Origin of the sequence: Desulfatibacillum alkenivorans DSM 16219 (genome assembly GCF_900142135.1) — a bacterium.
Taxonomy (GTDB): domain Bacteria; phylum Desulfobacterota; class Desulfobacteria; order Desulfobacterales; family Desulfatibacillaceae; genus Desulfatibacillum; species Desulfatibacillum alkenivorans.
On the sequence record NZ_FQZU01000006.1, the window covers coordinates 15687 to 40111 of the forward strand.

Here is a 24425-nt window from a genome sequence, read left to right on the forward strand (position 1 = left end):
TCAAGTGCGTTTCCAAGGTCAGCTCCCGTACTCAACATCAATACATTGTAGTTGCGCCCCCCTGTGGGCGCCCTTGGCAACTGTAGCTGCGCCCCCCTGTGGGCGCCTTTAGCAATGTAGTCACAGGGCTTGCCCTGCGTTGCTTTTGGGATGATGAGACAGTCAAGTGCGTTTCCAAGGTCAGCTCCCGTACTCAACATCAATACATTGTAGTTGCGCCCCCCTGTGGGCGCCCTTGGCAACTGTAGCTGCGCCCCCCTGTGGGCGCCTTTAGCAATGTAGTCACAGGGCTTGCCCTGCGTTGCTTTTGGGATGATGAGACAGTCAAGTGCGTTTCCAAGGTCAGCTCCCGTACTCAACATCAATACATTGTAGTTGCGCCCCCCCCGTGGGCGCCCCGGGAATGCGCTCGCCGCGTTCCCGGCAGGGTTATCCTGCTGTAAATCCAATTCATCCTCCGCAGCTTACAAAGGCAATGTAGTCACAGGGCTTGCCCTGCGTTGTTTTGGGAAGCATGAGACAGTCAAGCGCGTTGCAAAGGTAAGCTCACGTACTAAAAAACAATAAATTGTAGTCGCGCCCCCCTGTGGGCGCTTTTTTTAGGGGCGGCCCAGGCAAGGTCGTTTTTTGCCTGGGCGCGAAGCGCAGTAGGCGCGGCCCGGACCGCGACATGGAATCCTTCTTCGTAAGATGAAGGTCCGTCAGATGGGCGATTTGAAAGTACGTTTTCTTCGGCATATACTGCTCTCTCATTCATGATTTTGCGTTATTATTTTAATAATTTATATCAGGTAGGAAATGCCGTGGCAACTAAATGCGACGCTTTGCGCTCAGCCACTCTGGGGCGGCGGCAAGATTATTTTTCAAAAAAAGGGGCCATCCTTTTCAAAAAAAGGATGGCCCCTCAAATAATTGGTACGCCCGGCAGGATTCGAACCTGCGGCCTACGGATTAGAAGTCCGTTGCTCTATCCAGCTGAGCTACGGGCGCATGGAGTGACTTTTTGACGCTATTTTGACGTTCGGCGCCGTCTTACATTAATAGCCGTTTATGCATCGTCCTGCGGCGCCGAGCCTTCGGTTCTCCCCAAATCCATCTTGAGCAGCCCGAATTCGGACCTGTTCCTATCAGGGTTGCCTTGCCCAAGGCAAGTTTTTTCAGGCCTGCAGGCCGAATCGGCAAAAAAAAATTTCCTACCACCCCGGACAATATTTGGCAAGAGCAAACAATTCCCAATAGAATTTGAAGTTTGTTATCGCCGGGTTTAACCTTGATTTTTGGTCCAAGGATTCTTAGTATTATTGAGGAGATTTTTACGAAACGGAAAGGGCAGACGTAAAATGAGTCCCGATCGACACGAAGATCTCGGCGATGTCCTGACAGAGCCGACCCAAAAAACCGAGCGGCCTCGCATGTTCAAGGTCTTGCTCCATAACGACGATTACACCACCATGGAGTTTGTGGTAGGGGTTTTGCAAAGAGTCTTTAACAAGTCCGTGCCCGAGGCCACTCGGATTATGCTGAACGTCCACAACCGGGGCGTGGGTGTGGCCGGGGTGTATACGGCGGAGGTTGCAGAAACTAAGATTGAGACAGTGCATTCCATGGCTCAAGCTGACGGTTTTCCACTCAAGTGCAGCATGGAGCCTGAGTAAGGGGCTCCCGGTTTTCCGGAAACAGAGCAGGGAGACGGAATATGATCAGTAAGGATTTGGAAATCGCCATAGGCGCCGCGGTCAACGAGGCCAAGCAGCGCCGCCACGAGTATCTGTGCACGGAGCACGTGCTGTACGCCCTGTGTCACAATATCGAAGGCATCGATATCATAGAACATTGCGGCGGAAATGTCGGCCGCATCCTCCAGGAGTTGGAGCGCTTTTTCACAACCAGCCTGGAAGCCGTCCCCGGAGAGGGCGAGTACGTCCTCCAGCAGACCCTGGGCTTCAGCCGCCTGTTGCAACGGGCCATGGGCCACGTGGAGTCCGCCGGCAAGACCTTCGTGGAAGTGGGCGACGTCCTGGCCGCCATGTTTGCGGAAAAGGACTCCCACGCCCAGTATTTTCTGGCCAACGAGGGAATCACCCGGCTGGATGTTCTGAATTACATCTCCCACGGCATATCCGTGCTTGAGGACGATTCCCCGGACGATTCTCCGGCCCCGGAAATGGGCCCGTCCTCGCGTCCTCGCAAGGAAAAGGAAAAAAGCCCCCTGGAGGCCTACACCGTGGATCTGGTCGCCAAAGCCCGGGAAGGCCGCATCGACCCCCTTATCGGCCGGGCCGACGAGCTGCTGCGCACCGAGCAGATACTCCGCCGCCGCCGCAAGAACAACCCCATATTCGTGGGCGATCCCGGCGTGGGCAAGACCGCCATGGCCGAAGGCCTGGCTCTGGCCGTCGCCGAGGGCAAGGTTCCCGACTTTCTGGAAACCGCCGAGATTTACGCCCTGGATCTGGCCGGGCTCTTGGCCGGAACCAAATACCGCGGCCAGTTCGAGGAACGCCTCAAAGGGGTGATCAATGCGGTTCAGCGCAAGGACAACGCCATCCTGTTCATCGACGAAATCCACACCCTGGTGGGGGCCGGCTCCACCACGGGCAGTTCCATGGACGCTTCCAATATCCTCAAACCGGCCCTGGCGTCGGGCGAACTCCGATGCATCGGGTCCGCCACCTATGACGAGTACAAAGGGCATTTTGAAAAGGACCGGGCCTTGTCCCGCCGTTTTGAAAAGGTGGAGATCGAGGAGCCCACGGTGAATGAGACCGTGAAAATTCTCAAGGGCCTCAAATCCCGGTACGAAGAGCACCACGGCATTCAGTACACCGAAGGCGCGCTGCAGGCCTGCGCCGAACTGTCCGCCCGGCACATCAACGACCGCTTTTTGCCGGACAAGGCCATCGACGTCATGGACGAGGCCGCGGCTTCCCTGAATATGCGCACCAAGCGCAAGCGGAAGTACGTCCGTCCCAAGGATATTGAAAAGATCGTGGCAAAAGTCGCCAAAATTCCGCCCCGCAGCGTGTCCGCGTCCGACCTGGACCGCCTGGGCGCTCTGGAGTCCGACCTGAAAGAAATGGTTTTCGGCCAGGATGAGGCGGTGCAGACCGTGGCTACGGCCATCAAGCGCTCCCGGGCCGGGCTGGCCTCCCACGAACGCCCTGTGGGCTCCTTTTTGTTCACCGGCCCCACTGGCGTGGGCAAGACCGAGGTGGCCAAGCAACTGGCCCAGACCCTGGGCATCGCCTTTTTGCGCTTTGACATGAGCGAGTACATGGAAAAGCACGCCGTGTCCCGTTTGATCGGCGCGCCTCCCGGCTACGTGGGGTTCGATCAGGGCGGCCTGCTTACCGACGCCGTGCGCCGCACGCCCCATTGCGTGCTGTTGCTGGACGAAATCGAAAAGGCTCACGAAGACATTTTCAACGTGCTTCTGCAGGTCATGGATCACGCCACCCTGACGGATAATAACGGCAAAAAAGCGGACTTCCGCAACGCCATTCTGATCATGACCTCCAACGCGGGCGCCCGGGAAATGAGCTCCGCCGCCATCGGGTTCGGCAAGCCGAATGTGGACTCCGGCTCCAGGGGCAAGCAGGCTTTGGAAAAAGCCTTTTCCCCGGAGTTCAGAAACCGCTTGGATTCCATCGTGACCTTCCATAACCTGGATGTCGCCATCATGGAGCTCATTGTGGACAAGTTCATGAACGAGCTTAAAGCCCAGCTCATGCCCAAGGGCGTGGAATTGAACCTGACTCCCAAGGCCCGCACCTGGCTGGCTCAAAAAGGCTATGACCCCAAATTCGGCGCCCGGCCCCTTGGCCGTTTGATCCAAAAGAAGATCAAGGATCTCTTGGCCGACGAAATCCTTTTCGGCGCCTTAACCGCCGGAGGAAGGGTGCGTATAGGCCTGAAAAAAGATGAATTGACCTTTACCTGGTAGCCATGCCTGTTTACGCACTTTCCGAAGCCATATGCTTTCCGGACCCCTCCCTGGCCAGAGCCGACGGACTCCTGGCCGTGGGAGGGGACCTTTCCCCCGAAAGGCTTCTCAACGCCTATTGCATGGGAATTTTCCCATGGTACTCCGAGGGCGAGCCCATCTTGTGGTGGTCCCCCAACCCCCGGCTGATTCTCATTCCTTCCAGGTTCCACATGTCATCCAGCCTGAAAAAAACCTTGCGGCAAAAGCGCTTTACCGTTACGCTTGATACAGCATTTAAAGACGTCATGGCCGCCTGCGCCGCTGTCCGCCAGGATCAGGGGGAAGGCACCTGGATCCTGCCCGATATGGAAAAGGCCTATTACCGCCTGCATCAGGCCGGCTTCGCCCATAGCGTGGAAGCCTGGCAGGACGGCGAACTGGCCGGCGGCTTGTACGGCGTGAGCCTGGGGCGGGGATTCTTTGGGGAATCCATGTTTTTCAAAAAATCCAACGCGTCCAAAGCGGCTTTTGCTACTCTGGTGGAATTTCTTACGGCTCACGAGTTTGAGTTTATTGACTGCCAGATGAAAACGCCGCACCTCATGAGCCTGGGCGCCGAGGAAAGGCCCCGCTCGGTGTTTTTGGACATGCTGCACCAGACCCTGGAATTCCCCACGCTCAGGGGGCGTTGGAGCCTGGAGTCCGAAAACGGCCTGAAAATCGGTTGATAAGACGCTGGGCCCCCGCTTGCGGGCGACCCTGAAAAGCGCTCGTCCTTGCGGGGATGACGGTCTTACAAGGCGCAAGGAAGTTCAGAGGTCGTGGGAGTTTTCCCGATTATTGGCGAAGGCGCATCCGCGACCCATAAAATGCAACGGCTTTCAGTGCGGGGATAATGATCCTGCAAGGCGGTCGAATAAGATACCGGGGCGTTTTGCCCCTGTATAATGGAGAGAAGGCGAACCCAAAACCCCTGGGGCGCGGCAGCCGTCTCTCTCCGTCATCCCCGTGGAGCCATGGAGGCGGGATGATTGCGGCTGTTTTGCAATCATCATGACGCAATGGCGTAAACGGGGACCCAGCGTCATTGTTGCATGCAAGGCTAACTTAAAATACACGCAATGGAACCGCTTACTCAAAGCTGATATGAAATCTGAGGAGACCACGGATGGAACAGGACTGCATATTCTGCAAAATCGTTGCAAAAGAATCTCCGGCCGATATTGTTTACGAAAACGATAAGCTGGTCGTCTTTAAGGATATCAACCCCGAAGCCCCGGTGCATTTGCTGGTGGTCCCCAAAAAGCACATCCGCAGCGTCAATGACATCGAGCCGGAAGATCAGGCTTTGGTGGGGGAAATGGTCGCTGCGGCCAAGCTGGTCGCCGCCCAGGAGGGAATCAATGAGTCCGGCTACAACCTTCTTTTCAACGTGGAACGGGGAGGCGGCCAGATTATATTTCACCTGCACCTGCATTTGTTAGGAGGATGGAAACGGTGACAAACCCGGTTTTGGAAAGGATTTACAGCCAGTTTTTGGAACGCGCGGAAACCCTGGATTTTATCGGCCTGGCCAATCGTCTTGGCGTGGAGATGGACGAAGACGCCCTGATTATCCCCTATTTCGACAGCCAGTACAGGGTCAGCAAACAAAGCATCCTGGGGCCGGACTTCCGGGAGCCCGCCCCCATCGTCAAAGCCGTTTTGTGCCAGTATCTCACCCAGTTTCCCCAGTCTCCAAGCCCTTCCCGCGACTGGACCGCCTTTCGCGACCTGCCCGAAGGGGACAGATTCGCCGGAGATTTTCGGTCCAGCGTGGAAATGCCTCTGGCCCGGATTTTTACCGGCAAGCGTTTGGATCTCATGACCTCCTGCGCCGCCATAGGGGGGCTGACGCCCACCGAGGGATTTGATTACGACGCCTCCATGGTTTTTCAGGCCCTGCCCCACATGAACCTGCTTCTTTTATTCAATGATGCAGACGAAACGTTTCCCGCAAAATGCCTCCTCCTTTTCGAAGATAACGCCCATGAAATTTTGGACATGGAAACCTTGTCCGTGGTCGCCTGGCGCCTAGCCTATCTGCTGTTCACAATGTCCGGAATTGAACTTTCCGAAGAGTAAAATACAGGTTTTTTCTTGCATTGTGGGCTATTATACAGGTTTGGGGTGCGATGTTTCAATGGGTTGGAGTGATTCCCGTCATAGCCCTATTGCCTTAGATCCCGTAAGTTGGCAGATAGGTCGTTTGCCCTCCTGGGGGGCCTTTTCCCGGGGCGGCGGACGGTGGAGTCAAACCAGCTTAGGGGAGAGCCCGCCATGCAAAACATATCAGCGACTTTCGGCGTCCGGCCTATTCTCTACGGCCCCTGCGGCCGCATGGTTTTGTTTTTCACTGTCAAGGATTTCATGCCGGCGTCACGCCCCGACTCAGCCAATGGCTCGGAACGCCCGTCCGGTAACTTCCCCAAACGGCCATCTTTAATCAGACAGTTTCAGAGCGCCAGGGCCGGAGAAGACCCTGACCGCCCCTGACCAGGCCTTGAATAAAAAGAATTGAAACAGGCTAAATTTTTTAACGTTTTATGCCGATTAAACGTATATAAAGGACTGCCCAATGGATCTCCGGACTGGAATTCAAGCTGAATTGTACAAGATGTCAAGTAGTTATATTGATATTGTTTGTGAAAAAATACTGAATCGCGTCCGGATTTTTCGCCTTTTCGTAACCGCCGCCCTGGTTGGCTCGACTCCAAATAGATCAGGCGGCGGGAATGCGGCCCTACCAACCGCAGAAGCGAAAGGCCTGGCGCCTATGTCATACTCTGACTGTCTTGAACATGGCCTGGGGTGCGGCTGGCCAGGATGAAAGTATGGGAGCCGGAAATAATGCAGCGCATGATTTCCAGGCTCATCCCACCCGAAAGGATGTTGCTATGAGTTTATCAACCCAGCTTGCTGAAAGCGGTTTCGTCCCTGGAGCAGCCCTGACTCAGGGAATGCGGATCACGGAAAGAAAACGCCTTACCCATGAAGCCAAAGGAGACGTCCATTCCCTGCAGAGAAACAAGATGTCGCTCATCCGCGCCATGGACCGGTCTCCCATCGTCATGCCTTTGCCCAAAGGCAACGGACATCCTTTTCAGGTCCCCATTGATTTTTACCAAAAGGTGCTCGGCTCTTCCATGCTGTTTTCCTGCTGCCATTTTCCCGAAGAGGTGAACTCCCTGGACGCAGCGGAAAGATCTATGATCGAATTGATAACCAAACGGGCTGACGTTCAAAACGGCCAGCGCATCCTGGATCTGGGGTGCGGCTGGGGCGGCCTTAGCTTGTGGATCGCTCGTATGTACCCTGAATGCGACATCATTGCCGTGACCACTTCCTGTCCGCAAAAGGAATACATCAAAGCCCGCGCCCAAGCCTTGAAGCTGACCAACCTGCATCCGGTCACCGTGGATATGCAGAATTTCGCGCCAAGAGGAACTTTCGACCGCATCATATCCGTGGAACTGTTCAACCACCTGCGCAACTGGCGGGCTATGCTAAGCCGCGTATCCCAATGGCTCGGCCCTGACGGACGTTTGTTCCTGCAGATGTTCTGCCATAGAAATTACGCCTATGCCTTTGAAAGCCCAGGTCCGAAAAACTGGATCGCCCGGCATTTTTTCCAACGCAGCATCATGCCCTCGGACGACCTCCTTCTTTATTTTCAGGACGATTTGGTCTTGAACGAGCATTGGACCTTATCCGGGCGCCATTATCAAAAGACGGCCCAAGCCTGGGGCGCCAACATGCGCGCTAAAAAGTCCGAAATTATGGGCATTATGGACAATGTCTACGGAAAGGATCGGGGCAAGCTCTGGCATCAGAGGTGGAGGAACTTTTTCGTAGCCTGCGAAAGCCTGTGGGGCTACGGCCAAGGCAAGGAGTACATGATCGCCCAATATCGCCTGCAACGGAGATGACCCCTCCGTTTTTATACCATCAATATCCTTTTAACCATCAATATCCCAAACCCTGCCCCAAGTACGGCCGCCAGCCGCTGTCGCGCGGCTGGCCGCGTCGTCAATCAGCAGCATTCTGAGTACTCTGTATAAATAAATAAAATCAGATGGTTTTATTAGTTGCTAATGAGGACAAAATTCACATTTGAAGTTTAATCGCATTCTTTGGCCAGCCCTGGCAGGATACTGCCCTGCCTGGGCTGGCCCTCAAGAATGGGGCGCTTTTCTTTATAATACCGTTGCAGGGCTCTTGTCCTGCCTTTTTGGGAGGAGATTTAACCTGGGGGCTTAGGCTATGACAAACCCTTGGTAAACAAGACGACTATAATGAACACGTCCATGGCAATAAACACGCCGCCGATGGTCTTTACATAACCCGGCCTTGCGGTCAACTGTCTGTCTCCGGCGTAATGGATAAGCGGATATTTGGAATAAAAATTCTTAATTTTTTCTGCGGTTTTTTGGGGACGGGCTACGGCGTATATCCCGGCGGCTCCTATAATCAGGCCCCATGCCAACAATAAAAATATTTCCACGATTTTCTCCGTCGCTTCTCAGACCTAAATAATCGGTAATATTTCAATTTATATCATATATATTGCATGGCTGTACAGTTTCGTCCGGCAAGGGGTTGTCAAATGACAATTAACTATTTGTATTTATGATATATTTTTTAGTAAAGCATCGTGATCGATTTGAATTTTCATGGCCTGTTGTTTGGGGCATTTATTTTGAATTTAATGCGTTACGCAGGCTCTGCGCCTGATGGCCTTCTTCAGAAACCGCACGCATCACCCATTATCGAAGTTCGTGATTCAAAGAAAAACCGCACGTGCAGGTTCATCCAACACAGCTTCGCCGTCGGATATTCCGAAAAGTTGAATACAGTATTATGGAAACTGGAAAGCAAAAGAAGTGGCGGAGGGAGTAGGATTCGAACCCACGGGGCTTTCACCCAACGGTTTTCAAGACCGCCGCCTTAAACCACTCGGCCATCCCTCCTTAAAAAGGGGCCTGCAAAATCAACGCACCAATTATCACTCCTGCCGGTTCCGGTCAACTCCAATTCCCGGCGAGGCTAAATTTTCAAGGCTTGAATGCACAAAGGTCCGGGCGCCTCCTCAGGTTTTTTTGATAAAATTTACCGGACGTAAAAATAAATGCCGCATTGCGTCAAAAATCCTTGATTTTCCCGCCACGCCGCGTTAATCTGCAATCATCGTCAATACAGCGCCGCAGCCTTGGACGGCGCACCTTCCAAACAAAATTAAAAAGAACATGGAGCACTGGCTATGAGACGCGTCTGCACATTTTCAGCCCTGATGGTTATCATTTGCGCATTTCTCTCCCCTGTTTTCGCAGGAGACGGGGCCTGGCAGTTGGTCCGGGATGAGGACGGGGTGCAAACCTACTCCCGCCAGGTGGAGGGTACGGATTTTCTCGAATTTGAAGCGGTTACTGAGATTTCCGCCAGCGTGGACCTGTTGGACGCAGTCCTGCTGGATGTAGCTAATTATTCCCAGTGGATGGCCAAATGCAATGGATCAGAGCTTGTGGAGACATTGGACGACGGGAGCCTCATGATCTATTATGTCCAGGCTTTGCCCTGGCCCTGTTCGGACCGGGACATGGTTTTCAACGCGATCACCACCAAAGACCGGGACAAAGGGATCATGGAGATTCAGCTTCAAATGGATCCGGATGCCGCAGATGTGGGGCGTGACAAGCGGACTCCCATGAGGACCTTCCAGGGCCGGATCTATATGGCCGCCATTGACAAGGACAAGACCGAGGTGCGCTATCGCGTGATTGCGGACCCGGCCGGGACGATTCCCGTATCCGCGGTGAACGCCTTTTCCAAAACCATTCCCGGGGGCACGCTTCTGGGCATGAAAAAAATGGCCGTCAAGGAAAAATACATCAAGGCCGCCATGCAAAGCCAAATGCGGGAATCCGGCAAGAACGGATAAACAGGCGCCCCGAAAATCATAAGGGGGCAACTCTTTGGTTGATTGTTAAGGCCGTCGGACGCCCTGCCGGCGGTCAACCAAAGACGCGGCCCCTTGTCTGATCCCCCCCGGAAGCCGACGGCCATATTAATAGGCCTTTGCAACAAGTATTGCTTTTTTCCCTCTTCTCCTGGTAACATTATTAGGATACCTTATGGGGATTCAAAGGCGCATTGCGCCCTTTGACGCCCCCTTTGCATACCGCCAAACCGGGAGGCCGCATTAGCGCATGGAACAGGCCAGGCATTTCAGAACCCTCATACTCATGACCGTCTTCGTCATCCTGGGCGGCTCCGTGGGCTTTATGATTATAGAGGGCTGGTCCTTTTTGGACGCTCTGTACATGACCATCATCACCATTTCCACCGTAGGGTATAAGGAAGTCGGCGACCTGGACGAAAACGGCCGGTTTTTCGTCATCATTTTTATATTTTTCGGGGTGGGGCTTTTTATGTACGCCGTGGCGTTTATCGCTCAGTTCATGGTGGAAGGACGGCTGCGGGAGATTTTGGGGAGAAGGAAATTGGAAAATCAGATCAAAAAGCTCAAAAACCACTACGTGGTTTGCGGATACGGCCGCATAGGCAGCGTCCTGTGCAAAGACCTGATCCATGGAAAAAAACAGATTGTGGTCGTGGAGCAGGAGGAAAAATACCTTGAGAGCCTGAACAAGGAAGGGATTCTTTATCTGCTGGCTGACGCCACCGACGAGGAAACCCTGATCCAGGCTGGAATCAAGCAGGCCAGGGGCCTGGTGGCGGCTTTGGGCAGCGACGCCCAGAACGTGTTTGTGGTGCTCACCGCCCGACAGTTGAATCCGGATCTGTTTATCATGGCCCGGGCCAATGTCCAGTCCTCCATGCCCAAGCTGATGGCCGCGGGCTCCAACAAGGTCGTCTCTCCCCACGACATTGGCGCCAAGCGCATGGCCGATGGCATTTTGCATCCCAACGTTACGGACTTTCTGGAACTGGCCTCCTGCAACACCCAGGACGACATCAACATGGAGGAAATCCCCGTCGCGGAAGACTCCAAACTGGCCGGCGTTGCCTTGTTTGAATCCAATATCCGCAAGGATTTGAACCTCATCATCATCGCCATAAAAAAGTCCGACGGCGCCATGTCCTTCAACCCGGAGTTTTCCGCCATCATCACCCCGGGAGACACGGTCATCGCCGTGGGCAAGCGTGGAAACCTTTCCCAACTGGAAAAAATCCTCAATCCCTGATCCCGCCCGGCCGGGCCGGGGCGCAAAGACGGCCCATGCAGACAGTATACATCCTCATCGGACCTAAAGGCAGCGGCAAATCCCATATAGGACGCCTCATGGAATCCCGCCTGGGAATCCCCTTTCTATTAACCGAAGACATCTTCCTGCAATTCCAAAAACAGGGGCTGGAAACCCAAGACGTCTACAAAGCGGGGTTTCCGGAAACCGCAAACACCATTGAACGTTTATTGAAAACCAAGGATGCACTGGCCTTTGAAAGCACAGGGGCTTCGCCGCTCTTCTTTGAGTTGCTGGAATCCTTGCGACTGCAATTTGACGTAAAATTGATTGCCGTCAGTGCGTCCGCACGGGTATGCTTAACAAGGATCCGATCCAGGGACGCAGGCGTTCACATGCCTGCAGACGACGCCCTGATAGAAAAAGTGCACCGGATCAGCTCAGGTCTGGCCTTGGATTACGACCTGGTTATCCGGAACGAAAACCTGCGGGAAAGCGAGATTGTAGCGCTTTTGCAAAGCGTGACGGCCGCGGAGCAGGAGAGGGGGGCTATATCTTCTTATGGCGGCGAGCAGCACAGTTAAAAGTTTTGACGGAACGCGGATTCATTACCGCACCCAAGGCGAAGGCCCGGTCATGTGCGCATGCAACGGCATCGGGGTTTCCACGTTTTTCTGGAATTACCTGGTCAAGTATTTTTCCAAATCCCATCGGGTGATTGTCTGGGATTACCGTTTTCACGGAAAGTCGGGGCCCGGACCGGATTATGACGGCCTGACCATGGAAACCAACGCCCGGGACCTGCTGGCGGTCCTGGACGGCGCAAAAGCGGACAAGGCGGTCCTCCTTGGGCACAGCATGGGCGTGCAGACCATCCTGGAGTTCTACAGGCAACATCCGGACCGCTGCTCCGCCCTGATTCCCGTGCTGGGGGCTTACGGCCGCCCTTTGGACACCTTTTTGGGAACGGATATATTCAAGTATCTGTTTGCGTTCGGGTTTTATCCCATGTTTCTTTTTCCCGGCGCCGTGCAAAAAGCCGTCCGCACCGGGCTGAAGGTGTTGTTTTCCGATTACGTGGCCTGGCCCGGCGCCAGGCTGACCGGGCTGGTCAATTTTCAGCACATCAGGAAAAAAGACCTGCATTTGTATCTGGATCACCTGAAAACCCTGGACCTCAGGGCCTTTATGGCCATGGCCAAACACATGCAGGAGCATTCGGCCAGGGCGATCCTGCCGGAAATAACGGTTCCGGTCCTGGTCATCGCCGGGGAGGACGACCTGTTCACCCCCCTGGAAATATCAAAGGACATGCACGGCATGATCCCCCATTCCGAGTTGCTGGTCATTCCCCGCGGCAGCCACGCAGCCCTGGTGGAGCAGCCCGAACTCATGAATTTGCGGATTGAGAAGTTTTTGCGGGAAAGAGTGGAGAACCCTTGTCCGCCGGGAAAAAAAAGAAAATCGCTCCGCGCAAAAGGAAAAATGAAAAAAACGGGATAGCGCCGCATTGAAAGCTATTGAGACGTATGATTGAAAGGCTGAAAAAATTTCTCAAACCGCCTCCTTCGAGCGAAAGCCGGGATAAAGACTTCTGGCGGGACAGAATCCTCCAGGTGATCCTGGTGGCCGGGCTGATCATCGCCTTTTTCGCCCTGATTCCAGCCGCGTTCATGGCGATTCGCGAAGGGCTCTGGCTGATCTTCTTCCTGGACGCGGCGACCTACGCGGCCGGGATTTTCATCCTCGTTTCCCGCCGTCTGAATTTCAAGTTCCGGGCCATAACCGTCGTCCTGCTGATTTTCATCATAGGCCTCTATATAATCGGCAATTTCGGGCTGCTGAGCGGAGGCGCTTTTTGCCTGTTCGCCTTTGCCGTGCTCTCCGGCCTATTGCTGGGCCTGAAAGCCGGCGCCATTGCCCTTTTGATCAACGCCTGCATTCTGCTCCTTTTCGGCGTGCTTCAGGGCGGCGGCCATTGGAGGCCGGACCTTCCTTTTTTCCCCTCCAATATCAGGGGATGGGTGGCCTGGGCCACCTTTATGCTCATGAATTCCATTTCCACCCTCGCCGCCGCCTCCATGATCAAAGCCATGGAGTTTTTGGCCGACAAAGCCCAGGCGTCCAATAAGGAGTTGATGGAAGAGCAGCAAAAACTCATTCGGGAAATTGAGGAAAGGGAAAAAGCCGAGGCCGCCCTCAGGGAGAGCGAAAATAGATACCGGCTTCTTGCGGATAATGTATCGGACGTCATCTGGACCTATGACATGAAGACAGACAAGCTCACCTACGTGAGTCCGTCCGTTTACGCCGCCCGGGGATACACCCCGGAGGAGGTCATGGAGCAAAGCCTGAATGACATGCTCACGCCGGTCTCTCGGGAAATCGCTGAAAAGGCTTTAATGGCAGGGCTGGAAAGGGCGTTCCGGCCGGGAGTTGACCCAAAACGCTCGCGAACCCTGGAATTGCAGCAGGTCAGCAAGGACGGAACCGTTTCCTGGACCGAAGTAACCACCTCCTTTATTCGAAACGACGAAGGCAAGCCAACCGGCATGGTGGGGGTAAACCGGGACATCGAGGCCAGGAAAAAAGCCGAAGGGGAACGGCTTCGCCTGGAGCAAAGGCTCCAGGAAGTGCAGAAAAGGGAAGCCATCGGCACCCTGACAGGCGGCGTGGCCCATGATTTCAACAACATCCTGGGCGTTGTGCTCGGCCATGCGGATCTCTTGTTATATGACGTCGAAGAGTCGGACCCGCAATATTTCAGCCTTGTGGAAATAAGAAAAGCCGGGCTCCGGGCCAGGGATATCATTGCTCAGCTTTTACGGTACACCCGGACCGAGGAGAAAATACTCGCCCCCCTGGACATGGTTCCCGTCATCCGGGAGTCCCTGAACCTGCTCCGGCCCACCTTGCCGGGCAAAGTCCATGTCCGCATGGATTTTAAAGAGGCCAAGGCCATCATTAACGGCGACGGCGCCATGCTGAATCAGGCGATCACAAACCTTTGCCTCAACGCCTCCCAGGCCATGGAGCAAACCGGAGGAATGCTGGAAATCAGCCTGGAGCGGGTGAGCTTGCCGTCCGGGCATCCCTCCCTTCCCCAGGATGTGCGTGGAGGAGACTTCGCCAGGCTGGTCGTGGCGGACTCGGGGCCGGGCATTGCCCTGGAGCATGTGGACAGGATATTCGATCCTTACTTCACCACCAAGGAAGTGGGGGAGGGCTCCGGCCTGGGCCTGGCCGTGGTCCACGGCATTGTCAAAAATCACGGCGGATTCATTGCCGTGGACAGCTCTCCGGGCAAGGGCGCCGCGTTCTGCCTGCACTTTCCCATATCTCGGGAATCCGCATTGGAAGAAGATGCAAAAGAGGAGGCCCCGGACCTGCCTTCCGGCAGGGAGTCCATCCTGTTTGTGGACGACGAGGCCTCCATGGTGGAAATGGCCGAGCAAATGCTGGGAAGGCTGGGATACGACGTCGTCACCCTTTCCAGTCCGGTCGAGGCTTTGGACATGTTCCGCCATAATCCCTCCAGGTTTGACCTGGTCATGACCGACATGAGCATGCCGGAAATGAGCGGGGTGGAGCTTTTTGAAAAAATCCGCCGCCTGGATGAAACCGTTCCTGTGGTGATCTGCACCGGCTACAGCACCCGAATCAATGAGAAAAAGGCCCTTGAAATGGGCATGGCCGCTTATGTCTCCAAACCCATGTCCATGCACGGCATCGCTTCCACGCTCCGCCAGATCCTCGATAAAAAATCCTAGCCCGCCCCCTCTCTCCACGGGGATGACGGAAAGCAGCGGCTGGCTGGAAATTTCAGGGACATGAACTGATTTCTGCAAAACCGACGGAAGCCCCCAGTGAAGACCCTTGAAATCAGTGTCGTGTCCCCAGAAATCTCAAGCGCCCTCGGAATTTTCGTTAACCTCGAAAAATCGTCATCCCGGCAAGGGCGATCCTGCTTTTAAGGATCGTCCGCAAGCCGGGATCCAGCGTCTTTTTGACTTGTTCCTGGAATGTTATTACCTTTTTGAACGCAACTTGGTATGAATTTCCATATTCCGAAATTCATCCACTCGTTGCAGAAATAAAGAATCTTTTGTATACTGAATTCCTAAAACCTATCCCCCGATTTGTCCAGAGGCCAAGGCGCTAGGCCGGCGCGGCCTTTTTTTAAATTGAATAATTTTATCTTGACTTCACTTTTTGAATATTTTAAAAAAATATTCAAGTTCAACGCCGGGGCGAAGGGGCTTGACCTTTCCTCGATTCCTCGCATCCATCAACCCAAGAGGCGCCATGCAACTGCTTGAAGCCATGCACCTGAGTCTTTGCAAGACGAGCCGCCGGAACCGCGGCTTGGCGCATCAAGCCTCTTCCGAACAACCAAACATGGATAAAGGAATGCGGAGCCGTGTAAGCCGCAGTTCTGCGCACGCATTGATAAAACCTGCCGGCTTCCCATTGTGATCTGATTTTTTTCGGCGGGAGGCCGGTCGCTCCGGAGGCGTTCTTGAATTTGTTCGAGCGCGAATGAAAATTGCGGCGGGCAAGAGGCAAACTTTCAAAAACAGGGGTTAAACAATGGATTCAGGAGACTTGCTGTACCGTGTGGAAAACAACGTGGCCTGGTTGACCATCAACCGGGAGAAAAACCGCAACTCCATCAACGGAGCGGTGATTGAAGGCTTTTTCAAGTATCTGGATGAGGCGGAAAATGATCCGGAAGTGCGCGTGGTTTGCGTGACCGCCGCGGGAAACCGGGCGTTTTGCGCAGGCGCGGACCTTGCCAACGCCATGGGCGGCGGCGTGGGCAAGGCCCAAAGCGGCAATCAGGCCTATGCGGATTTGCTGAAAAGAATCGCCGGATATCCTAAACCCACGGTGGCTCGGGTGGCGGGCTCCTGCGTGGCCGGAGGCACGGGATTCATGCTGGCCTGCGACATTGTCATCGCCGCGAACACGGCCAAGTTCGGGACTCCTGAGGTGAATGTGGGCTTGTTCCCCTTGATGATCGGCGCCCTGATTTTCAGGAACGTGCCCCGCAAGGCGGCCATGGAAATGATTCTTTTAGGCGACAAGATCACTGCGGAAAAGGCCCTGGAAATGGGCATGCTCACCAGGGTGGTCGCTCCCGAGGCCCTGGACGCGGAGGTTGACAAGGTGTTGTCCACCCTGGCCAAAAAAAGCCCCATTGGCATGAAAATCGGGAAAGAAGCCTATTACGCCGTGGATTCCATGGATTTGGAGAGCGCCTTGGATCTCCTTTCCGGCAAGTTATCGGACGTGGCGGCGACGGAAGACGCAAAGGAAGGCATTACCGCCTTTCTGGAAAAGCGGGAACCCAAGTTCACCGGTAAATAGATCATCATCTTATCCAAAGAATATTTTAAGGAGGGCAACGTGGCGAAAGATCTGTATTTTAACAAGGAAGCTCAAATGGTCCGCAGTGCGGTCCGTGATTTTGTAAAAAAGGAAATCAATCCCTACGTGGATGAATGGGAAGAGGCAGGGACCACTCCCCTGCACGATTTGTTCAAAAAAATGGGGGACTTGGGGTTTTTGGGAATCCGCTACGACCCGAAATACGGCGGACAAGGCATGGACTACTGGGCGGAATGCGCTTTCCTGGAAGAGCTTGGCCGCATAGATTGCGGCGGCGTGGGCATGGGCATTACCGTGCAGACCGGCATGGCCACTCCCGCCATTTACGAATTCGGCAGCGAGTATCTCAAGGAAAAATACCTCATGCCGGCCATCGCCGGCGACATGGTGTCCTCCATTGCCGTGACCGAGCCGGACGCCGGATCGGACGTGGCCGCCCTGAAAACTTACGCCAAGAAGGAAGGCGACTATTATATTATCAACGGCTCCAAAACCTACATCACCAACGGCACCCAGGCCGACTTCCTGACCTTGCTGGCCCGCACCAGCGATGACCCGGGATATCATTGCTATTCCCTGTTTGTGGTGCCCACCGACCTGCCCGGCTTTCAAATCAGCAAAAAGCTGGACAAACTGGGCATGCGTTCCTCGGATACGGCGGAGCTCTACTTCGACAACGTAAAGGTTCCGGCCGAAAACCTCATCGGCAAGGAAGGCGAAGGCTTCATCCAGCAGATGCAGCAGTTCCAGCATGAGCGTTTCACCGCTTTGCCCACGGCCTACGTGGGCGTGGAAAGGGCCATCAAGCGCACCGCCGAGTATCTCAAGGGCCGCATCGTCTTCGGCAAACCCCTGCTGTCCAAGCAGGTGCTCAGGCACAGGCTGGCCCAGTGGATGACGGAAGCCGAATCCCTCCGCGCCCTGACTTACCACATTGTCCGGTTGAAGGAAGCAGGCCAGGACGTCACCCGGGAGATTTCCATGGGCAAGCTCCTCGCCGGCCAGTTGATGAACAAGGTGGCGGACGGATGCCTGCAAATGCATGGCGGCATAGGCTTCATGAATGAAATGTGGATTTCCCGTTACATGCGGGACGCCAAGCTCATCTCCATCGGCGGCGGCGCCAACGAAGTCATGAGCGAAATCATTTTCAAGACTTCCGGCCTGTAATCAAGGGATTATAAAAAGGACCAAAGGATCCTGCAGGATCCTTTGGCCTTGTCTTGGCTGGGAGCCCGAACCGGCGGCAAAGGATTCAAAATACAAGGACGCTGGGTCCCCGCTTGCGGGCGATCCAAAAATGCGGATCGCCCTTGCGGGGATGACGACCATATCCGCTAACCGGATGCTTTAAGGGGCATGCGGTTCCGCTGCTAAAGCAAAATAGCTTCAACCGGAACATCTCTCCGTCATCCCCGTGCAGGGAGGCGGCGGGATGATTGCGGTTGTTTTTGCAATCATCATGACGCACTCCCGAAAACGGGGACCCAGCGTCTTTGGGACTCACGGCAAGGCCGAAGCCGGTTTCCGGGCAGGCTCTCAAAGCGCTTGATTGGCGGCTCTATAAATTCGGTTTATTCATCACACGCGGGGGGCTGTGGATGAAAGTATTCAAACGCATTAAAGAATTTGACCTATTCACGTTTATATCCGGGCTGGCAATGCAGCGGCTTTACGGCAGAGACAAAAAACTGCCGAAATTCGTCCGGCGGGCCTTGCTGTTCGGACCGGAGCATTTCTCCATCCTGGGGCATATCCGCTTCTTTCGCAAGAATCTGGCGGTGTTCGACCCGGCCAAGACCAATTTCTCCGTGCTGCCCATCAATCAGGACATCGAAGGCGCCGAAGACCTGGCCTTGCCCATTGAGATTATCGACGACCTTATCGACCGGTCGTCCCACAGGGCGATTTTAAGCAAATGCGTTTGCCGCATGAATTACGACTGCCAAAATTACCCTGTCGATCACGCCTGCCTGTTTCTGGGCGAGTCCGCCAAGGACACGCCCAAAAAATGGCGGCGCATGGTGACCAAGGAGGAAGCCAAGGCCCACGCCCGCAAAGGCGTAAGCCACGGCCTGGTGCCCATGGTGGGCAAAATCCGCTTTGACAGCGATACCTTGGGCATTCAGGACAAGGGCAAATTGATGACCATTTGCTTTTGCTGCGAATGCTGCTGCCTCAGCCGTTTTTTGGGCCCCCTGCCGCCGGATTTGGTGGATACGCTCCAGCATCCGGTGGAGGGAATCAGTCTGGAAATCACGGACGACTGCATTGCCTGCGGGGAGTGCGTCGACGTTTGTTACTTAAATGCCCTGGAAATAGTTGACGGAAAGGTTATAAGAAAGGATATTTGCAGAATGTGCGGCCGTTGCGCCGCAGCCTGCAAACAGCATGCGGTGAAAATCAAGCTGGACAATCCCAATGTCGTCAATGACGTGGTTGACCGCCTGCTGTCCATTGTCGAAATTTAATCCGTTCCCGGGAGTGAAAGCGTTGAAAAAGGTTTCATGGATTGCGCTTTTTTGGGTTGCTTGCAACCGGGGCCGGTTGGGGGCGCCTGCCTGCTTTTCGCCGCGTCCTTTATGATTCTCACCGGCCTTGAGGAAATGGCCGCCGAGCCCTTGGACGAAAGAAAAATTTTCGCCGCGGGCATCGTCTTCATCCTGGGCGTGGGCACGGGCCTGGTTCCCGAGATTTTTTCTCGTATGCCCCATTTTTTTAGGCCGTTTTTCAGCGATCCGTTGTCGTCGGCCGCCATCCTGGCGGTCATTTTATATCAAATCTTTCACATGGACCAACTGTGGGCCAAGTTTAAGGAAAAGGAGTCATAAACCAAAACACATCGTTTGACCATTTTATGACGCCCGGGGGGGCGCTGCAATCATGTTTGCAATGTATTTGAGGAGGTGCACATGGGTTCGGATGCTTTTATCGTAGAAAAAATCGACGGTGTGGCTCGCTGCACCATGAACGTTCCCGAAAAAATGAACGCCATGGGAAAAGAGCTGGTGTTCCCTATGCTGGAAACCTTGCCTCAGGTACTTGCCGATGACTCAGTGAAGGTTATAGTATTAAGGGGTGCAGGGGGAAATTTTACGACCGGGGGCGACGCCGACATTCTCGGCGATAATTTGGACCCATTGGCGCTTTGCGACGCCATGAACAAAATCAACGAAATTTTGGTCATGCTGTACCAGGGGCCTAAACCGGTGATCACGGAAGTGGATGGATTCGCCGTAGGCGGAGGCCTGGGCGTTGCCCTGGCTTCGGACATTACCTACGCCACGGAACGGGCCGTATTCTCGGTCTTTTTCCTTCGAATCGCAGCCGTGCCCGACCTGGGCTGCGCCTATTTCCTGACCCAAAGGGTCGGAATGGCCAAAGCCCGGGAGCTTGTGTTCACCGCCAAAATGTTTGACGCCCAAAAAGCCCTGGACATGGGTTTGATAAATAAGGTATCGCCCCATGAGACCATAGGCGAGGAAGTCATGGAATTAGCGGCGAAAATCGCTTCCCGGTCCGCCAAGGCCCTGGCCTGGACCAAGCGGGCCATGAACACCGTCACGCAGGTGGATCTACGAACCGCCCTGGATATGGAAGCCCATATTCAACCCCTTATGATCATGAGCGACGATCATAAAGAAGCCATAAGGGCGTTTTTAAAGAAAACGCCGCAAATGTAGGGAGACAAAAACATGAAGATTGCAGTACCCACCAGAGAAGGAAAGATTGACGATCATTACGGCCATTGCGACCATTTTACCGTTTTCACCGTGGACGCCGACAAAAAAATCACGGATGAAAACATCGTCGAATCCCCCCAGGGATGCGGCTGCAAATCCAACATCGCACAACAGCTTTCTGCAGAAGGCGTTACCGTGATGCTTTCCGGCAACATGGGACAGAGCGCGGTGGACAAACTCAAAGAAGCCGGAATCCAGGTGGTCCGGGGCTGCGACGGAGAAATCAAGGACGTCCTACAGCTCTGGCTGGACGGAGAAATCAAGGACTCCGGCATTGGATGCAGCGAACACGGCCACGAATGCGGCCATCAACACGGCGAAACCCACGGGGATTACACTTTTGTGAGCTAAGCTACCTATGAAAGGAGGGGGCATGTCCAAAGACATTTATCAGCAACTGCGTGAACAACTGGACCAATATTCCTTGGGATTTCCGGCCACGGAATCCGGAGTGGAAATCAAAATCCTCAAAAAGATGTTTACGGAAGAACAAGCCGCGATGTACCTGGACATGACCCTCTTCCTGGAAACCCCGGAAGGCATTGCAGAACGCGCCGGCATGGACCCGGAGAAAGTCTCGGCCGTATTGCAGCAGATGGCCAGGGACGGGCTTATTTTCCGCCATCGCAAAGGCGATCTGGTGCGCTATGCCGCCGTCCCTTTTGTGGTGGGCTCTTATGAATTCCAGCTGAAAAACATGGACGAGGAATACGCCCGCCTGTGCGATCAGTATATGGACGAGGCCCTGCTCAATTTCGATCAGGACGCGGATTCGCCCATGCGGACCATCCCGGTCAATCAAGCTGTGGACGGCTCCTTTCCCGTGGCGGCCCACGACAACGCCATGGAGATTTTAAAGCGCCAGAAAAAAATCGCCATCGCCGAGTGCATCTGCCGGGTCCAGCAGCACAAAACCGGAAACATGTGCACCAAACCCCTGGAAGTCTGCTTTGTGTTCGGCAGCCATGCGGACTACTACGTGGAAAACGGCCTGGCCCGGATGATTCCTCTTGAGGAAGCCCTGCAAATCCAGGAAAAATGCGAGGAATACGGCCTGGTCAACCAGCCTTTTAACGTGGTCAATCCCGGCGGCATGTGCAACTGCTGCGGCTGCTGCTGCGGCGTGCTCCGCGCCTTGAAAAAGCATCCCAAGCCCACGGAGATCGTCCTGACAAATTTCCAGGCAGTGGTGGACGCCGAACTGTGCGCGGCTTGCGGAGATTGCGAGGAAAGATGCCAGGTCCTGGCAATCACCTACGATGACGACGGCATCGCCGTGGTTGACGAGGACCGCTGCATCGGATGCGGCCTGTGCATCACCACCTGTCCCACGGAGGCCCTCAGCCTCAAGCCGGCCTCTGAAGACCAATGGAAAACGCCTCCGTCCAGCGAGCAGGAGCTTTTTGCAAGCATATCCGCCAAACGGGGAACCAACCTGGTGCCCTTGAAAATGGCCGCAAAGTAGGGCGGGCCATGAGCGATTCTCCCGTCTTATTCGAAGCGGCCGGCGGCATAGCCCTCATTACATTAAATCGCCCGGATAACCGGAACTCCATGAATGCGGAGGTGCTTCCCGCCTTTCAAGAGGCCATGGATCAGGTGCAGGCCCAAAAGGGCCTCCGCTGCCTCATCATAACCGGTTCCGGCAAGAGCTTTTGCGCAGGCATGGATTTTCACGCCGCCTTTCCGGAAGACGGCGCCTTGCCCAATCAGGTTTTTGAACAGATTTACAAGCCTTTTCTGGCCGTGGCGGACCTTCCCTTTCCGGTGATCGGCGCCCTGAACGGCCACGCCATCGGCGGCGGGTTCGGCCTGGCCATGATGTGCGACATTCGCATGGCGGCCCTGGAAGGCAAATACGGCGCTAATTTCGCCCGTCTGGGCATCCACTCCGGCATGGCCGTGAGCTACGTGCTGCCCCGCCTTGTGGGCCTGTCCAAAGCCAACGAGTTATTATTCACGGGCAGGCTTTTCGGCGGCGCCGAAGCCCTTGAAATAGGCTGGGCCAGCTACGCCCTGCCCCGGGAGGAAGTGCTGCCCAAGGCTCGTGAGCTGGCCCGGGAAATCGCCATGAGCGCGCCCGTGGCCGTGCAGATGATGAAGCGCTCCATATACAAAGGCCTTGATTGGAAAGCCAGGGAGGCTGCGGAATGGGAGGCCCATTGCCAATCCCGGACCTTTGAAATGGAGGACGCCAAGGAGGGCGTCGCCGCCTTGTTGGAAAAGCGGCCGCCCAACTTCAAAGGCAGATAAAAACAAATGGGGTCAAGTCTACGTTTGACGTTTGAGGAGGAAAAAATTGTCTCAAACGTCAAACGTAGACTTGACCCCATACCTTAACCCAAACGAATTATGAGCTATGCAATCAAAATCCAAAGACAAAACTCCCGGCCCCAGCCGCCGGGAAAGGCAACGTAAGGAGCGCCGGCAGGCCATCTTGCAGGCTGCGGAGAACCTGTTTGCGGAACAGGGGTACCGCAAAACCCGCATTGAAGACATCGCCGGAAAAGCCGACGTCTCCGTGGGCACGGTTTACGGATACTTCAAGAACAAGGAAGACTTGCTCATGAGCGTGCTGGAGGACATCGGCATGTTTGTGCGCCGCCTTGTGGGCTCGGAGTTCCGCAAGGCCGCCACCACTTTGGAAGGCATTCGTTTGGCCGGAATGGCTTTTTTTGAGGTTCTTTGCGTGCACCATAACGAAAAGCTGGCTCTTTTTTACGATGAACGCATTGGGAACAGCGAACAGTTTCAGCGGGCCCGCAAAGTGTGGTCCATCCAGATGATCGAGGACGTCAAAGGCGCTATTTTAGTGGTTCAGGAGGCTTCCGGCATGGAGTTCCGGTCCTCCATGTCCGCTGAGATCATGGGCGTTTGCACGGTGGGCATATTCGATCGGCTGGGGTATTTTTACCAGCTCAGCCAGATTGACCCAGAGACCCTGAAGACCGTCGGAGAGGAAACTGTCGCCTTTGTTGTAGGAGGAATTCAAAGCCTGATTACCAGAGAGGGAGGGAAGCTGGGATGAAAGATATCTGCAAGGATTTGAAAGCGGAGTACGACGCCCTGGACGCCCTTGTCGCCGGACTGGACGACAAGGGCCTGGACCGGGAAACCCCGTTTTTCGGGTGGACCATCCGGGACGAAATTTCGCACATTGCGTTTTTCGATGAGGCGGGCAGACTCTCCGCCACGGACAAGGAAGGATTTCAAAAGCAGATGCAGTGGCTTTTGGAGGGCATCAAGGATTTTGACGACGTGCACAAAAAGGTGCACGCTTTAGGACGTGAGAAAACCGCCGAGGAGCTTATGGCGTGGTGGCGGGAAGAGCGCGCCGCGGAGCTTAAAGCCCTGGAGGCCTTGGACCCCAAGGATCGCCTGCCCTGGTACGGCCCGGACATGAGCGCCTTGTCGTTCGCCACGGCCCGGCTCATGGAAACCTGGGCCCACGGCCAGGACGTGGTGGACGCCCTGGGCGCGCAGCGGGAGGCCACGGACCGCCTTTCCCACGTGGCCCACATCGGCTTCATCACCTTTAAATGGGCTTATGTGAACCGTCAGTTGCCCGTGCCCGAAAAAACCGTGCGCGTGGAATTGAAAAGCCCGTCCGGAGCAGACTGGAATTTCGGGGATGAAAACACGGACCAATTGGTCAAGGGGGACGCCCTGGACTTTTGCCTGGTGGTCACCCAACGCAGGAACGTGGGCGACACGGGATTGGAAGTGGCCGGAGACGTCGCCAAGGAGTGGATGGATATCGCCCAGGCCTTCGCCGGCCCGCCCGAAACCCGGCCGGCCTTGGGGCAACGGAAATAGCCTTAGTAAAGGCTGCATGAAGCCGGTTGAGATTAGTTGAGGCCATTTGTTGGGCTTCGCACATAAGTTTTTGACCACGGCCGTCATCCCGGCGTCAAATAGAATGTTCTCGTACGAGCGGTTCTGCACGCTCTACCCAACCTACAGTCTTTATTGCCAAAATATAGGTTGGGTTAAGAATTCCGGTTTCCAAGGCTTACGCAGCCTTCGTTGATTTTGGACTTCGAACCCAACAAAAAAGCGCCGGGCTTGCTGCATCACAGCATGGGGCGATTGCGGCGGATTTCATTATCCGCCATAAAGAAG

22 protein-coding genes and 2 tRNA genes are annotated in these 24425 nt (G+C 54.9%); 21 read left to right on the forward strand and 3 right to left on the reverse strand.

What is annotated here, in order from left to right:
- Window positions 1-913 precede the first annotated feature (913 nt).
- Window positions 914-990 (reverse strand) — tRNA-Arg (locus BUE18_RS06900).
- Between the two features lie 350 nt (window positions 991-1340).
- Between BUE18_RS06900 and clpS the strand changes: the two genes are divergently transcribed.
- From clpS to BUE18_RS06930, 6 genes are all read left to right on the forward strand, one after another.
- Complete coding sequence (gene clpS / locus BUE18_RS06905) at window positions 1341-1655, forward strand: ATP-dependent Clp protease adapter ClpS (RefSeq protein ID WP_073474303.1); 315 nt, start codon at window positions 1341-1343, stop codon at window positions 1653-1655.
- A 41-nt stretch (window positions 1656-1696) separates the two neighbouring features.
- Complete coding sequence (gene clpA / locus BUE18_RS06910) at window positions 1697-3943, forward strand: ATP-dependent Clp protease ATP-binding subunit ClpA (protein ID WP_073474305.1); 2247 nt, start codon at window positions 1697-1699, stop codon at window positions 3941-3943.
- A gap of 2 nt (window positions 3944-3945) precedes the next feature.
- Window positions 3946-4653 carry a leucyl/phenylalanyl-tRNA--protein transferase gene (gene aat / locus BUE18_RS06915; protein ID WP_073474308.1) on the forward strand — a complete coding sequence of 236 codons (708 nt, stop codon included), beginning with the start codon at window positions 3946-3948 and terminating at the stop codon, window positions 4651-4653.
- A 440-nt stretch (window positions 4654-5093) separates the two neighbouring features.
- On the forward strand, window positions 5094-5426 hold the full coding sequence (locus BUE18_RS06920) for a histidine triad nucleotide-binding protein (RefSeq protein WP_073474310.1): 333 nt from the start codon (window positions 5094-5096) through the stop codon (window positions 5424-5426).
- Complete coding sequence (locus tag BUE18_RS06925) at window positions 5414-6049, forward strand: DUF3786 domain-containing protein (protein WP_073474312.1); 636 nt, start codon at window positions 5414-5416, stop codon at window positions 6047-6049. The genes BUE18_RS06920 and BUE18_RS06925 overlap by 13 nt, the downstream gene beginning before the upstream one ends.
- Before the next feature lie 812 nt (window positions 6050-6861).
- Window positions 6862-7893, forward strand: coding sequence for an SAM-dependent methyltransferase (locus tag BUE18_RS06930; RefSeq protein ID WP_073474576.1), 1032 nt, complete (start codon window positions 6862-6864; stop codon window positions 7891-7893).
- Window positions 7894-8225: 332 nt separating this feature from the next.
- On the opposite strand, the gene BUE18_RS06935 is transcribed toward BUE18_RS06930, so the two are convergent.
- The gene (locus BUE18_RS06935) at window positions 8226-8468 is read right to left on the reverse strand and encodes a hypothetical protein (RefSeq protein WP_073474314.1); all 243 of its coding nucleotides are present in this window, start codon (window positions 8466-8468) and stop codon (window positions 8226-8228) included.
- 380 nt (window positions 8469-8848) lie between these two features.
- Window positions 8849-8934, reverse strand: a tRNA-Ser gene (locus BUE18_RS06940).
- Between the two features lie 290 nt (window positions 8935-9224).
- On the opposite strand from BUE18_RS06940, the gene BUE18_RS06945 reads away from it, so the two are divergent.
- From BUE18_RS06945 to BUE18_RS07015, 15 genes are all read left to right on the forward strand, one after another.
- Entirely contained in the window at window positions 9225-9902 is a 678-nt protein-coding gene (locus tag BUE18_RS06945) for an START domain-containing protein (protein WP_073474316.1), read from the forward strand.
- Between the two features lie 268 nt (window positions 9903-10170).
- Window positions 10171-11169: a potassium channel family protein gene (locus BUE18_RS06950; protein WP_073474318.1), complete on the forward strand. Its 999-nt coding sequence runs from the start codon at window positions 10171-10173 to the stop codon at window positions 11167-11169.
- A 35-nt stretch (window positions 11170-11204) separates the two neighbouring features.
- Entirely contained in the window at window positions 11205-11753 is a 549-nt protein-coding gene (locus tag BUE18_RS06955; protein WP_139264638.1) for a P-loop nucleotide/nucleoside kinase family protein, read from the forward strand.
- Complete coding sequence (locus tag BUE18_RS06960; RefSeq protein ID WP_073474322.1) at window positions 11731-12672, forward strand: alpha/beta fold hydrolase; 942 nt, start codon at window positions 11731-11733, stop codon at window positions 12670-12672. Before BUE18_RS06955 ends, BUE18_RS06960 begins: the two co-directional genes overlap by 23 nt.
- 26 nt (window positions 12673-12698) lie before the next feature.
- Window positions 12699-14939, forward strand: a complete 2241-nt coding sequence (locus BUE18_RS06965) for a response regulator (RefSeq protein WP_073474323.1) — start codon at window positions 12699-12701, stop codon at window positions 14937-14939.
- An 820-nt stretch (window positions 14940-15759) separates the two neighbouring features.
- Entirely contained in the window at window positions 15760-16539 is a 780-nt protein-coding gene (locus tag BUE18_RS06970) for an enoyl-CoA hydratase/isomerase family protein (RefSeq protein WP_073474325.1), read from the forward strand.
- Window positions 16540-16578: 39 nt separating this feature from the next.
- A complete protein-coding gene (locus tag BUE18_RS06975; protein WP_083610827.1) occupies window positions 16579-17730 on the forward strand; it encodes an acyl-CoA dehydrogenase family protein in 1152 nt (383 codons plus the stop codon).
- Between the two features lie 431 nt (window positions 17731-18161).
- Complete coding sequence (locus tag BUE18_RS06980; RefSeq protein WP_073474327.1) at window positions 18162-19031, forward strand: 4Fe-4S binding protein; 870 nt, start codon at window positions 18162-18164, stop codon at window positions 19029-19031.
- Window positions 19032-19082: 51 nt separating this feature from the next.
- Window positions 19083-19391 (forward strand): hypothetical protein, encoded by a 309-nt coding sequence (locus BUE18_RS06985; protein WP_211482785.1) that lies wholly within the window; start codon window positions 19083-19085, stop codon window positions 19389-19391.
- 81 nt (window positions 19392-19472) lie between these two features.
- Window positions 19473-20243 carry an enoyl-CoA hydratase/isomerase family protein gene (locus BUE18_RS06990; RefSeq protein ID WP_073474329.1) on the forward strand — a complete coding sequence of 257 codons (771 nt, stop codon included), beginning with the start codon at window positions 19473-19475 and terminating at the stop codon, window positions 20241-20243.
- A gap of 12 nt (window positions 20244-20255) precedes the next feature.
- On the forward strand, window positions 20256-20654 hold the full coding sequence (locus BUE18_RS06995; protein ID WP_073474331.1) for a NifB/NifX family molybdenum-iron cluster-binding protein: 399 nt from the start codon (window positions 20256-20258) through the stop codon (window positions 20652-20654).
- Between the two features lie 22 nt (window positions 20655-20676).
- A complete protein-coding gene (locus BUE18_RS07000) occupies window positions 20677-21768 on the forward strand; it encodes a 4Fe-4S binding protein (RefSeq protein WP_073474333.1) in 1092 nt (363 codons plus the stop codon).
- Window positions 21769-21776: 8 nt separating this feature from the next.
- Window positions 21777-22556, forward strand: coding sequence for an enoyl-CoA hydratase/isomerase family protein (locus BUE18_RS07005; RefSeq protein WP_073474335.1), 780 nt, complete (start codon window positions 21777-21779; stop codon window positions 22554-22556).
- 106 nt (window positions 22557-22662) lie between these two features.
- Window positions 22663-23331 (forward strand): TetR/AcrR family transcriptional regulator, encoded by a 669-nt coding sequence (locus BUE18_RS07010; RefSeq protein WP_073474336.1) that lies wholly within the window; start codon window positions 22663-22665, stop codon window positions 23329-23331.
- On the forward strand, window positions 23328-24119 hold the full coding sequence (locus BUE18_RS07015) for a TIGR03084 family metal-binding protein (RefSeq protein WP_073474338.1): 792 nt from the start codon (window positions 23328-23330) through the stop codon (window positions 24117-24119). Before BUE18_RS07010 ends, BUE18_RS07015 begins: the two co-directional genes overlap by 4 nt.
- The last annotated feature ends 306 nt before the right edge of the window (window positions 24120-24425 follow it).